At 61.7% G+C, this 12,970-nt stretch carries 14 protein-coding genes and 1 pseudogene; all 15 read right to left on the reverse strand.

Annotated elements, in window-relative coordinates:
* Positions 1-943 (reverse strand): Hpt domain-containing protein (locus G3436_RS10470; protein ID WP_178116403.1); only part of this gene is annotated, 943 nt, incomplete at its 3' end.
* Positions 944-955: 12 nt separating this feature from the next.
* Positions 956-1,744 carry a protein phosphatase CheZ gene (locus G3436_RS10475; protein WP_163944457.1) on the reverse strand — a complete coding sequence of 263 codons (789 nt, stop codon included), beginning with the start codon at positions 1,742-1,744 and terminating at the stop codon, positions 956-958.
* 19 nt (positions 1,745-1,763) lie between these two features.
* Positions 1,764-2,137: pseudogene (locus G3436_RS10480) on the reverse strand (chemotaxis response regulator CheY).
* A 105-nt stretch (positions 2,138-2,242) separates the two neighbouring features.
* Positions 2,243-2,983 (reverse strand): RNA polymerase sigma factor FliA, encoded by a 741-nt coding sequence (gene fliA, locus G3436_RS10485; RefSeq protein ID WP_163944460.1) that lies wholly within the window; start codon positions 2,981-2,983, stop codon positions 2,243-2,245.
* On the reverse strand, positions 2,980-3,813 hold the full coding sequence (gene fleN / locus G3436_RS10490; RefSeq protein ID WP_054915624.1) for a flagellar synthesis regulator FleN: 834 nt from the start codon (positions 3,811-3,813) through the stop codon (positions 2,980-2,982). Before fleN ends, fliA begins: the two co-directional genes overlap by 4 nt.
* 119 nt (positions 3,814-3,932) lie before the next feature.
* Complete coding sequence (gene flhF, locus G3436_RS10495) at positions 3,933-5,243, reverse strand: flagellar biosynthesis GTPase FlhF (protein WP_163944463.1); 1,311 nt, start codon at positions 5,241-5,243, stop codon at positions 3,933-3,935.
* An 11-nt stretch (positions 5,244-5,254) separates the two neighbouring features.
* Positions 5,255-7,384, reverse strand: coding sequence for a flagellar biosynthesis protein FlhA (gene flhA, locus G3436_RS10500; protein WP_163944466.1), 2,130 nt, complete (start codon positions 7,382-7,384; stop codon positions 5,255-5,257).
* A gap of 150 nt (positions 7,385-7,534) precedes the next feature.
* Entirely contained in the window at positions 7,535-8,671 is a 1,137-nt protein-coding gene (gene flhB, locus G3436_RS10505; protein WP_163944470.1) for a flagellar biosynthesis protein FlhB, read from the reverse strand.
* Between the two features lie 2 nt (positions 8,672-8,673).
* Positions 8,674-9,450, reverse strand: coding sequence for a flagellar biosynthetic protein FliR (fliR, locus tag G3436_RS10510; protein WP_163944474.1), 777 nt, complete (start codon positions 9,448-9,450; stop codon positions 8,674-8,676).
* 7 nt (positions 9,451-9,457) lie between these two features.
* Positions 9,458-9,727, reverse strand: a complete 270-nt coding sequence (gene fliQ / locus G3436_RS10515; protein ID WP_163944478.1) for a flagellar biosynthesis protein FliQ — start codon at positions 9,725-9,727, stop codon at positions 9,458-9,460.
* An 18-nt stretch (positions 9,728-9,745) separates the two neighbouring features.
* Positions 9,746-10,498, reverse strand: a complete 753-nt coding sequence (gene fliP / locus G3436_RS10520; RefSeq protein WP_163944482.1) for a flagellar type III secretion system pore protein FliP — start codon at positions 10,496-10,498, stop codon at positions 9,746-9,748.
* A complete protein-coding gene (fliO, locus tag G3436_RS10525; RefSeq protein ID WP_163944484.1) occupies positions 10,498-10,941 on the reverse strand; it encodes a flagellar biosynthetic protein FliO in 444 nt (147 codons plus the stop codon). Before fliO ends, fliP begins: the two co-directional genes overlap by 1 nt.
* Positions 10,942-11,406 (reverse strand): flagellar motor switch protein FliN, encoded by a 465-nt coding sequence (fliN, locus tag G3436_RS10530; RefSeq protein WP_163944486.1) that lies wholly within the window; start codon positions 11,404-11,406, stop codon positions 10,942-10,944.
* A gap of 48 nt (positions 11,407-11,454) precedes the next feature.
* Positions 11,455-12,423: a flagellar motor switch protein FliM gene (gene fliM / locus G3436_RS10535; protein WP_163944488.1), complete on the reverse strand. Its 969-nt coding sequence runs from the start codon at positions 12,421-12,423 to the stop codon at positions 11,455-11,457.
* Between the two features lie 10 nt (positions 12,424-12,433).
* The gene (fliL, locus tag G3436_RS10540; RefSeq protein ID WP_163944490.1) at positions 12,434-12,931 is read right to left on the reverse strand and encodes a flagellar basal body-associated protein FliL; all 498 of its coding nucleotides are present in this window, start codon (positions 12,929-12,931) and stop codon (positions 12,434-12,436) included.
* Between the last annotated feature and the right edge of the window lie 39 nt (positions 12,932-12,970).

Here is a 12,970-nt window from a genome sequence, read left to right on the forward strand (position 1 = left end):
TTGGCGACCGGCTTGGCCGCGCGGCAGCCGCAGGCGCAGCGCTGGCATCGCTGCCAACCTCCGGCGCGAACTTGCCCTTGCCGTGCAACTCGTCGAGCAGCGCTTCGAACTCGTGTTCAGAGATGTGATCACCGCTTGCAGCGGCTGCGACAGGTGCAGCCGCCGCTGGCAGCGCGTCGGCCGCGAAGGTGCCCTTGCCATGCAACTGGTCCAGCAAGGCTTCGAATTCGTCGTCGGTGATGTCGCCACTGGCAGGCGCCGCGCCGCTTGCAGCCACCGCAGCCGGGGCAGATGCCACGGCGCCAACGCTGTCCGGGGCGAACTGGCCCTTACCGTGCAACTGGTCCAGCAGCGACTCGAACTCGGCGTCGGTGATTTCGTCGCTGCTGGCCGCTTCTGCGGCCACCGGCGCGGGGGCTTCGGCTTCAGCCTTGGCCGCGTTGAGCGAATCGAGCAGTTGCTCGAACTCGCTGTCGGTGATGTCACCCGAATCGGCTTCGGCCACCGGCTCAGGCTCTGCCGCCACCGCGACAGGTGCCACTTCATCGGCGCCGGCAGGCTCTGCCAGGCGCGCCAGGGCTGCCAGCAGTTCCGGAGTGGCAGCCGTGATGTCGGTACGTTCACGCACCTGGCCGAACATGCTGTTGACGGTGTCCAACGCTTCGAGGACCACATCCATCAGCTCGGCATCTACACGCCGCTCGCCTTTGCGCAGGATATCGAAGACGTTCTCGGCGATGTGGCAGCACTCCACCAGCTCATTGAGCTGGAGGAAGCCGGCGCCCCCTTTTACAGTGTGAAAACCGCGAAAAATTGCATTGAGCAGGTCGGCATCATCCGGACGGCTTTCCAGCTCGACCAGTTGCTCGGACAGTTGCTCAAGAATTTCGCCGGCTTCTACCAGGAAATCCTGAAGGATTTCTTCATCGGCGCCGAAGCTCATTAAACGTGCTCCCTAAAAACCCAGGCTGGACAACAGATCGTCGACATCGTCCTGACCGGACACAACGTCTTCACGTTTATCGGCATGAATCTGTGGACCTTCACCCCGAGTCGGATGTTTTTCTTGATCTTTTTCAGCTCGCATCTGGTCATGGTCATGTTCGATACCGGCAAACCGGTCGACCTGACTCGCCATCAGCACGAGCTTGAGAAGATTGCTTTCTACTTCGGTGACCAGTGCCGTGACGCGCTTGATCACCTGGCCGGTCAGGTCTTGGTAGTCCTGAGCCAGAAGAATATCGTTGAGGTGCCCGGCGACCTTGCGGTTGCCTTCGGCGCTGTGCGTCAGAAAACTGTCGACGCGCTTGGCCAGCTCGCGAAACTCCGGTGCCGCCACTTCACGTCGCATGAAACGCTGCCAGTCACTGCTCAGGCTGGCGGCTTCGGCGCTCAGCTCGTTAAGTACCGGCGTGCTTTCCTCGACCAGGTCCATGGTGCGGTTGGCAGCGCCCTCGGTGAGCCTGACCACGTATGACAGGCGCTCGGTGGCGTCGGTAATCTGCGAGACTTCCTCGGCCTGCGGCATGTGCGGGTCGATCTGGAAGCTGACGATCGCACTGTGCAGCTCGCGGGTCAGCTTGCCCACTTCCTGATACAGGCCAAGATCACGGGTCTGGTTCAGCTGATGGATCAGTTGCACCGCGTCGCCGAACCGGCCTTTTTCAAGGCTGCTGACCAGCTCCTGGGCATGTTTCTTCAGTGTCGACTCGAAGTCGTCCAAAGATGATTTTTTTTGCTCCATAGCGCCCCCGTGGCGTACCTCAGCTATTGACGCGCTCGAAGATCTTTTCGATCTTTTCTTTCAGCACCTGGGCGGTGAACGGCTTGACCACATAGCCGTTGACGCCGGCCTGGGCCGCTTCGATGATCTGTTCGCGTTTGGCTTCGGCAGTCACCATCAGCACCGGCAGGTGCTTGAGGCGTTCATCGGCGCGCACTTTGCGCAGCAAATCGATACCGGACATGCCGGGCATGTTCCAGTCGGTCACCAGGAAATCGAAGTGGCCACTTTCGAGCATCGGCACGCCGTGGTGCCATCGTCGGCTTCCGATGTATTGGTGAAGCCCAGATCACGCAGCAAGTTCTTGATGATCCGCCGCATCGTCGAAAAATCGTCGACGATGAGGATTTTCATGTCTTTGTTCAATTAGACCTCCAAGCAGTCTTTAACGCGTTCAGCGCTGAACGCGCATTCAATCAATTCGGGCACTACATTTTCACGACTGCATCGAACGGCTGCTCAACGCGCCCGCCATTCCACCAGGCGACCACGCAAACGTGCCGCGCATTGGCTGTGCAACTGGCTGACACGCGACTCGCTGACCCCCAGCACCTCGCCGATTTCCTTGAGGTTCAGCTCTTCGTCGTAGTACAGCGCCAACACCAGACGCTCGCGCTCGGGCAGGTTGGCGATTGCATCCGCCAGGGCTGCCTGAAAACGCTCGTCTTCCAGATCGCGCGAAGGCTCGAGCTGGGCACTGGCACCGTCCTCGTGCAGCCCTTCATGTTCGCCGTCCTGCAAAAGGTCGTCGAAACTGAACAGGCGGCTGCCCAAGGTATCGTTCAAAATCCCGTAATAATCATCGAGACTCAATTGAAGTTCGGCAGCAACCTCGTGATCTTTAGCGTCACGACCGGTTTTTGCTTCAATTGCACGAATCGCGTCACTGACCATGCGGGTATTGCGGTGGACCGAACGCGGTGCCCAGTCACCCTTGCGCACCTCGTCAAGCATCGCGCCGCGGATGCGAATGCCAGCGTAGGTCTCGAAACTGGCACCCTTGCTCGCGTCGTACTTGTTGGACACTTCGAGCAGGCCAATCATGCCGGCCTGAATCAGGTCTTCCACCTGCACACTGGCCGGCAGACGTGCCAACAGGTGGTAGGCGATGCGCTTGACCAACGGCGCGTAACGCTCGATCAGTTCATATTGCGCGTCACGCGAAGCCTTGCTGTACATCCGATACCCGCTCGCACTCATAGCACTGGTCCCGCACTGGTCGGTTGCACCAACCGCTCGACGAAGAACTCCAGGTGCCCGCGTGGGTTGGCAGGCAGCGGCCAGCTATCGACCTTCTGAGCAATGGCCTTGAACGCCAGCGCGCACTTGGAACGCGGAAAGGCTTCGTAGACAGCTCGCTGCTTCTGCACGGCCTTGCGGACACATTCGTCGTAGGGCACAGCACCGACGTATTGTAGGGCGACATCAAGGAAGCGATCCGTGACCTTGGTCAACTTCGCGAACAGATTGCGGCCTTCCTGGGGGCTTTGTGCCATGTTCGCCAGCACACGGAAGCGGTTCATGCCGTAGTCACGGTTGAGCAACTTGATCAGCGCATAGGCATCGGTGATCGAGGTAGGCTCGTCGCACACCACCAGCAACACTTCCTGGGCCGCGCGAACGAAGCTGACGACCGAGTCACCGATACCCGCAGCCGTGTCGATCACCAGCACATCGAGGTTGTCGCCGATCTCGCTGAACGCCTGGATCAACCCGGCATGCTGCGCGGGGGCCAGGTGCACCATGCTCTGCGTGCCAGACGCGGCAGGCACGATACGTACCCCGCCCGGCCCGGGCAGCAGCACGTCGCGCAACTCGCAACGCCCCTCGATGACATCGGCCAGGGTGCGTTTGGGGGTCAGGCCGAGCAGAACGTCGACATTGGCCAGGCCCAGATCGGCGTCCAGCAGCATGACTCGACGGCCAAGCTCAGCCAGCGCCAATGACAAGTTCACTGACACGTTGGTCTTGCCGACGCCACCTTTGCCGCCGGTCACGGCGATCACCTGTACGGGATGCATGCTGCCCATGTTTGTTCTTTACCTTGTCTTACTTAGACCGAGGCCACATGACTGGCTGCGCTTTCAACACCTGAAAAATGCCTGGCAGACCATTGATGTAGGTACTTTGCAACGGATACATATTTACCTCAGCCGACACGCTTGCCGTCACTGTGGTACAGATCGGCGAACATGTCGGCCATGGCCTCTTCGCTCGGATCGTCCTGCATTTGCACACTCACTGCGCGACTCACCAGTTGGTGTCGGCGCGGCAGGTGCAGATCGTCAGGAATGCGTGGCCCATCGGTGAGATACGCCACCGGCAATTCGTGACTGATGGCCAGGCTCAGTACTTCACCAAGGCTGGCGGTTTCATCGAGTTTGGTCAGGATGCAACCGGCCAGGCCGCAGCGCTTGTAGCTGTGGTAGGCAGCGGTGAGCACCTGCTTCTGGCTGGTCGTGGCCAGCACCAGGTAATTCTTGGCCTGGATACCGCGCCCGGCCAGGGTTTCGAGCTGCATGCGCAACGCCGGGTCGCTGGCCTGCAGGCCGGCGGTATCGATCAGCACCACGCGCTTGCGCAACAACGGGTCGAGCGCCTGGGCCAGCGACTGCCCAGGGTCGACATGGGTCACCGACACATTGAGGATGCGCCCCAGGGTCTTGAGTTGCTCCTGGGCACCGATGCGGAAACTGTCCATGCTCACCAGCGCGATGTTCTGCGCGCCGTACTTGAGCACATAACGCGCCGCAAGCTTGGCCAGGGTGGTGGTCTTGCCCATGCCGGCCGGGCCGACCATGGCGATCACGCCGCCTTCTTCGATCGGCTCGATCTCCGGCACCTGGATCATCCGCGCCAGGTGTGCCAGCAACATGCGCCAGGCCTGACGGGGCTCTTCGATGTCGGCGGTGAGGTCGAGCACTTCGCGCGCCAGCGGGCCTGCCACGCCGATGCGCTGCAGACGCCGCCAGAGATTGGCCTGATGCGGCTTGCTGCCTTGCAGCTGAGTCCAGGCCAGCGAACCGAGCTGTACTTCGAGCAGCTCGCGCAGGCCCGACAGTTCAGAGCGCATGGAGTCGAACAGACGCTGGTCGACCGGCGCCGGGGCGGCGGCCTGAGGGCGCAACGGCACCTCGAGTGGCGGCTCGACCAACGGCTCGGAAGCGGTCAATGGCAGCCCGGCGAACAACTGACGGTTGCCCTCCTCGCCTTCGACGCGGCTGCTCAGCTCGGCCTGCGCGGTGACGATACGCGACTGGGTCTTGCGCAGCTCGTCTTCCAGCTCGACGTTGGGCACCCGTGGCGCCAGCGCGGACAGCTTGTAGTCCAGCGCAGCCGTCAGCTCGACACCGCCAGCAATCCGTCGGTTGCCGATGATGGCGGCTTCGGCCCCCAGCTCATCACGAACCAGCTTCATGGCCTGACGCATATCGGCTGCGAAAAAACGCTTAACTTGCATATCCCACTACCTCAGCCGTTGGGGCCTACTGTGGCAACGATGGTAACTTGCTTGTTGTCAGGTATTTCCTGATACGCCAAAACATGCAAATTCGGTACAGCCAGGCGACCAAAACGCGACAGCATCTGCCGAACCGGTCCTGCAACCAGCAGGATTGCAGGTTGCCCTTGCATCTCCTGACGCTGGGCAGCCTCGATCAACGAACGCTGAAGCTTTTCAGCCATGCTCGGCTCAAGAAGAACACCATCTTCCTGACCCTGCCCGGCCCTTTGCAAACTATTGAGCAAAATCTGTTCCAACCTTGGCTCAAGGGTGATCACAGGCAGCTCGGACTCAGTTCCTACAATGCTTTGCACGATTGCGCGGCATAATCCGACACGCACGGACGCCACCAACGCGGCGGTATCTTGACTCTTGGCGGCATTGTTGGCGATGGCTTCGGCAATGGTGCGAATGTCGCGCACGGGCACCTGCTCGGCGAGCAGCGCCTGCAGTACCTTGAGCAGCCCCGACAGCGGCAGCACGCCTGGCACCAGCTCTTCGGCAAGCTTGGGCGAGCCCTTGGCCAGCACCTGCAGCAGCTGCTGGACCTCTTCGTGGCCGATCAATTCGTGGCAGTGCTTGTAGAGAATCTGGTTGAGGTGGGTCGCAACCACCGTGCTGGCGTCTACCACGGTGTAGCCGAGCGATTGCGCCTGGCTGCGCTGGGCAACATCGATCCACACCGCCTCCAGGCCGAAGGCCGGGTCTTTGGCGGCAATGCCGTTGAGGTTGCCGAACACCTGGCCCGGGTTGATTGCAAGCTCCCGATCAGGATAGATCTCGGCTTCAGCCAGGATCACGCCCATCAGGGTCAGGCGGTACGCACTGGGCGCCAGGTCCAGGTTGTCGCGAATGTGCACGGTGGGCATCAGAAAGCCCAGGTCCTGGGAGAGCTTCTTGCGCACCCCCTTGATCCGCGCCAGCAACTGCCCACCCTGGTTGCGATCGACCAGCGGGATCAGCCGATAGCCCACTTCGAGGCCGATCATGTCGATCGGGGTGACGTCGTCCCAGCCCAGCTCCTTGGTTTCCTGGGCACGCTGCGGCGACGGCAGCAGGTCCTGCTGGCGCTGCACTTCCTGCTGCGCCTTGACCTTGACCTGATGCTGCTTGCGCCACACCAGATAGGCGCCACCTGCGGCCAGCAGGCCCAGGCTGAGAAACGCCACGTGCGGCATGCCGGGCACCAGGCCCATCACGATCATGATGCCGCCAGACACCGCCAGCGCCTTGGGCGAATCGAACATCTGCCGGTTGATCTGCTTGCCCATCTCCTCGGAGCCCGAGGCACGCGTCACCATGATCGCGGCCGCCGTGGACAGCAGCAGTGATGGCAATTGCGCCACCAAACCGTCACCGATGGTCAGCAGCGCGTAGACCCGGCCGGCATCACCAAAGGTCATGCCGTGCTGGAAGATACCTACGGCCATGCCGCCGATCAGGTTGATGAACAGGATCAGCAGGCCGGCAATGGCGTCACCGCGCACGAACTTGCTGGCACCGTCCATGGAGCCGTAGAACTCGGCTTCCTGGGCCACTTCGCTACGGCGCGCCTTGGCCTGGGCCTGGTCGATCAGGCCGGCATTGAGGTCGGCGTCGATGGCCATCTGCTTGCCGGGCATGGCGTCGAGGGTGAAGCGGGCACTCACTTCGGAGATACGCCCGGCACCCTTGGTGACCACCACGAAGTTGATGATCATGAGGATCGCGAAGACCACGATACCCACCACGTAGTTGCCGCCGATCACCACCTCGCCAAAGGCCTGGATCACCTTGCCCGCAGCCTCGTGGCCATCATGACCGTGGAGCATCACCACACGTGTGGAGGCCACGTTCAACGCCAGGCGCAGCAGCGTGGCCACCAGCAGGATGGTCGGGAACACAGCGAAGTCCAGCGGCCGCAAGGCGTACACGCACACCAGCAGGACCACGATCGACAGGGCGATGTTGAAAGTGAAGAACACGTCGAGCAGGAACGGCGGGATCGGCAACATCATCATTGCCAACATAATCAGCAGCAGCAGCGGCACCCCCAGGTTGCCCCGGCCGAGCCCGGACAGGTTGCTACGGGCGCTGTTGATTAACTGAGAGCGATCCACCGGTATTCCTCTTCAAGCAAACTTTTGACGCCATGCGGGCGCTTGGCGCTGCTATTGCAAGAAGCTTTCCAACTTTGGATACGCAGGGAAGTGTTCGCCGACAAGGCCGGCCACTGCAACGAGGGGCCAGCGGCGAAGGCGGCCGGGCGATCAGGAATCGCGACGCAGGTCCGGCGGGATCGGCAGGTCCTTGAGCGGCTCCGGCGCCTTGCCCTTGCCCGCGCGGTGCTGACGAATCTGGTAGACGTAGGCGAGTACCTGCGCGACCGCCAGGTACAGGCCGGCCGGGATCTCTTCTTCGAGCTCGGTAGAGTAGAAGATCGAACGCGCCAGCTCCGGCGATTCCAGCACCTGGATGTTGTGGGCATTGGCGATTTCGCGAATCTTCAAGGCCAGGAAGTCGGTCCCCTTGGCCAGCAACATCGGCGCATTGCCTTTTTCGGGGTCGTACTTGAGCGCCACCGCATAGTGGGTCGGGTTGGTGATGATCACGTCGGCATCCGGAATCGCCGCCATCATGCGCCGCTGCGACATCTCGCGCTGCAATTGGCGGATGCGCTGCTTGACCTCCGGCTTGCCTTCGCTGTTCTTGTACTCGTCACGCACTTCCTGCTTGGTCATCAACAGTTTCTTGTGCGACTGGTACAACTGCAGCGGTACGTCCACCAGCGCGATCAGCAGCAACCCCGCCGCCATCCACAGCGCACTCCAGCCCACCACCTGCACACTGTGAATGATCGCCTGCTCCAGCGGCTCGTTGGCAATCGCCAGCAAATCGTCACGATCAGACGACAACACCACCAGCGCCACGATCAAAATCACGAAGAACTTCGCCAAGGCCTTGAGCAGCTCGGTCAGCGCATGCAGGGAAAACATGCGCTTGATCCCGGCCATTGGGTTCATCCGACTGAACTTGGGTGCCAGGGTGCCACCAGCGAACAGCCAGCCGCCCAGTGAGATCGGCCCGATGAACGCCACGATCAACGCCACCAGCAACACCGGCTGCACCGCCATCAGCGCCATCTTGCCCGATGCCAGCAGAAACGCCCCCATCGAGCGCTCGTCGACCAGAACCTCGCGCGACAGGGTGAAGTTGATGCGCATGAGGTCCATCAGCACCTCGGCCAACCCACCCCCGAACACCAGCAGTGCGCCCGCCCCGGCCAAGGTCACGACCACCGTGTTGAGCTCTTTGGAACGTGCGATCTCACCCTTCTCGCGGGCGTCCTTTTTCTTTTTGTCCGTGGGGTCTTCTGTCTTGTCCTGACCGCTTTCGCTCTCTGCCATGCTCAGCTCGCCCGCGCCAGCTCACGCAGCCACTGCAGGGCCTCGGAGGCCAGCGCCTGGTAATGGGAAAGAATGTCGGCCAGGCCGACCCAGAAAATCCCGAGCCCGAACACCAGGGTCAGCGGGAAACCGATGGAGAAGATGTTCAACTGCGGCGCCGCCCGGGTCATCACGCCAAACGCGATGTTGACCACCAGCAACGCGGTGATCGCCGGCAGCACCAGCAGCAACGCGGCACCCAGCACCCAGCTCAGGCGCCCGGCGAGGTCCCAGAAATGATTGACCAGCAGCCCGCCCCCCACCGGCAAGGCAGTGAAGCTTTCGGTCACCACCTCGAACACCACCAGGTGACCGTTCATCGACAGGAACAGCAGTGTCACCAGCATGCTCAGGAACTGGCTGACCACCGCCACGTTGACCCCGTTGACCGGGTCGACCATGGAGGCGAACGCCATGCCCATCTGGATCGCAATGACCTGCCCGGCGATCACGAACACCTGGAAGAACAACTGCAGGGACAAACCGAAGAGTGCGCCGATGATGATCTGCTCGGCAATCAGCAGCAGGCCACTGAGCGACAGCGGGTTGACTTCCGGTATCGGCGGCAGGCCCGGCACCACCACCACGGTGATAGCCACGGCGAAATACAGGCGGATACGCGCAGGCACCATCTTGGTCCCGAAGATGGGCATGGTCATCAGCACGGCGGCAATGCGAAACAACGGCAGGATGAAACTCGCCACCCAGGTGGCGATCTGCGCATCGGTCAGCTCGAGCATCGCCAGCTCAGCCAATCAACTGCGGAATGCTGCCATACAACGACAGAATGTATTCCATGAACTTCTGTACCAGCCACGGCCCGGCGACGATCAGCGTGATCAGCATCACCAGCAGCCGCGGCAGGAAGCTCAGGGTCTGCTCGTTGATCTGCGTGGCGGCCTGGAACATCGCCACCATCAGGCCCACCAGCAGGCTGGGCACCACCAGCACGGCCACGATCAGGGTGGTCAGCCACAACGCATCACGAAACAGGTCGACAGCAACTTCTGGGGTCATGTTGTTCTCCTCGGCGCGCTAGACGCCACCGAAACTGCCAGCCAGGGTGCCCATGATCAGGGCCCAGCCATCTACCAGTACGAACAGCATGATCTTGAACGGCAGGGAGATGATCAACGGCGACAGCATCATCATACCCATCGCCATCAGCACGCTGGCCACCACCAGGTCGATGATCAGGAACGGAATGAAGATCATGAAACCGATCTGGAAGGCGGTCTTGAGCTCGGAAGTGACGAATGCCGGCACCACGATGGTCAGCGGTGCCTCATCCGGGCTGGCGATGTCGGTGCGCTTGGACAGGCGCATGAACAGGTCCAGGTCACTCTCACGGGTCTGCGCCAGCATGAAGTCCTTGATCGGCACTTCAGCCTTGGCGATCGCCTGCTGTGCCGTGAGGGTTTCGGCCAGGTACGGCTGCAACGCATCCTTGTTCACCCGATCGAACACCGGCGCCATGATGAACATGGTCAGAAACAGCGCCATGCCGGTCAGGATCTGGTTCGAAGGAGTCTGCTGCAAGCCCAGGGCCTGACGCAGGATCGAGAACACGATGATGATCCGCGTGAAGCTGGTCATCAGGATGACGAACGCCGGGATGAAGCTCAGCGCGGTCATGATCAGCAGAATCTGCAGACTGACCGAGTACTCCTGCTGCCCGTCTGCCCCGCTGGACAAGGTAATCGCCGGGATCGACAACGGATCGGCGGCCAGGGCCAGTGGCGCTGCAAACATCAGCAGCAGCGTCAACATCATGCGCAGTGCGCCCATCACGACTTGTCCTTATGATCCTTGCCCAACAGCTCCATCAGGCGCTGGGCGAATTCGGGCGCGGGTGCGCGGTTCGCAACCGGCACCTTTACCGGCTCGCTCAGCACGTGCAACGCGGTCAGCGTGCCCGGCGTATGCCCGATCAGTATCTGTTCGTTGCCGACCTGCACCAGCAGCAGCCGATCCCGCGGCCCAACCACCCGGCTGCCGACGATCTCGATGACCTGCTGGCCGCGCGGCGCGGCACTCTGCACCCGACGCAGCAACCAGGCGAGGAAAAAGATCAGCCCCAGCACCAGCAACAGTCCCAGCACCAACTGGGTCAGTTGCCCGCTGACGCTGGGGCCACCAGCCGCGGCTGGTGCGGCGGGCTGCACCGCCAGCGCCAGGTCGAGCCACAACAGGCTGACCCCGGCCAGCCCCGTGCGCAGAAAACGCTTCACTCAGCGCAGCTTCTTGATGCGTTCGCTCGGGCTGATCACGTCGGTCAGGCGAATGCCGAACTTCTCGTTGACCACAACCACTTCGCCATGCGCAATCAGGGTGCCGTTGACCAGTACATCCAGCGGTTCGCCGGCCAGGCGATCAAGCTCGATGACCGACCCCTGGTTGAGCTGCAGCAGGTTGCGGATGTTGATCTCGGTGCTGCCCACTTCCATGGAAATGCTCACCGGAATGTCCAGGATCACGTCCAGGTTGGGGCCGTCCAGGGTCACCTGCTCATTGTTGCGCGGCGAACTGCCGAACTCTTCCATCGGCAGTCGATTGGCACCGCCCGCACCCGCATCGCCAGCCATCAGCGCATCGATGTCAGACTGGCCGGCGTCGCCGGTTTCGGTCAGGGCAGCGGCCCACTCGTCGGCCAGGGCCTGTTCTTCCAGGGAAGTGATATCGTTTTCGTCAGCCATCTTGTCCTCGACGGGGCAATCAATTCGGAGTTAAAGCCAGGGCGCCGATCAGCGGCGCTCGATCGGCTCGGTTACTTGCAATGCCAGCGTGCCCTTGTGCGAGCCCAACTTGGCCTTGAATGACGGCACGCCGTTGGCGCGCAGCACCAGTTCTTCAGGCAGCTCCACCGGAATCACGTCGCCAGGCTGCATGTGCAGGATGTCGCGCAGGCGCAGTTCACGACGCGCAACCGTGGCGCTGATCGGCACACTGACATCCAGCACGTCTTCGCGCAGCGCCTTGATCCAGCGTTCATCCTGGTCGTCGAGGTCGGACTGGAAGCCCGCGTCGAGCATTTCACGTACCGGCTCGATCATCGAGTACGGCATGGTCACGTGCAGGTCGCCGCCACCGCCATCGAGTTCGATATGGAAGGTCGACACCACCACCGCCTCACTCGGCCCGACAATGTTGGCCATGGCCGGGTTGACCTCGGAATTGATGTACTCGAAGTTGACCGGCATGATCGCCTGCCAGGCCTCCTTGAGATCGACGAAGCACTGGTCCAGCACCATGCGCACCACGCGCAGTTCGGTGGGCGTGAACTCGCGACCCTCGATCTTGGCGTGACGACCGTCACCGCCGAAGAAGTTGTCCACCAGCTTGAACACCAGCTTGGCGTCGAGGATGAACAGCGACGTGCCACGCAGCGGCTTGATCTTCACCAGGTTGAGGCTGGTGGGCACGTACAGCGAGTGCACGTACTCACCGAACTTCATCACCTGTACCCCGCCCACCGCCACGTCGGCGGAGCGACGCAGCAGGTTGAACATGCTCACGCGGGTGTAGCGGGCAAAACGCTCGTTGATCATTTCGAGGGTCGGCATGCGCCCGCGCACGATCCGATCCTGACTGGTCAGGTCATAGCTTTTGATGCTGCCGGGTTCGGCGCCGCTATCGGTTTGCACCAGACCATCATCGACGCCGTGCAGCAGGGCATCGATTTCATCCTGGGACAGCAGGTCCTGCATGGCCATCTTGGGCTCCCTACTGCAATACGAAATTGGTGAAGAGCAACTGGTCGATGACCAGCTTGCCGACTTCCTTCTGGGCTACTTCCTGAACACTGGCGGTGGCCTTCTGGCGCAGCATTTCCTGGCCGACCGGCGTCGACAGCGCGTCGAACGGCTGCCCGGAGAACAGCATGACCAGGTTGTTGCGGATCACCGGCATATGCACCTTCAGCGCATCCAGCGCAGCCTGGTCACGGCCCTGCATGGTGATACTCACCTGCATGTAGCGCTGACGGCCATTCTGGTTGAAGTTGACCACGAACGCGGGGGCCAGCGGCTCGTAGATCGCCACCGGTTTCACGTTGCTGACGGTGGCCGGGTCGACTTCCGGCTTGCTGTCGGCCTTGTGCAGGAAGAACCAGGTGGCGCCCACAGACAAGCCAATGGCCAGCAGCAATGCCGCCACCAGCAGCAGGATCAGCTTGAGTTTGCCTTTTACGGCGGGGTCTTTCACTGCGTCGCTCTTCGCCATGCCAATAATCCGTCACTCACAAGAGGTTTGTTCCACATG

Origin of the sequence: Pseudomonas brassicae (assembly GCF_010671725.1) — a bacterium.
Taxonomy (GTDB): domain Bacteria; phylum Pseudomonadota; class Gammaproteobacteria; order Pseudomonadales; family Pseudomonadaceae; genus Aquipseudomonas; species Aquipseudomonas brassicae.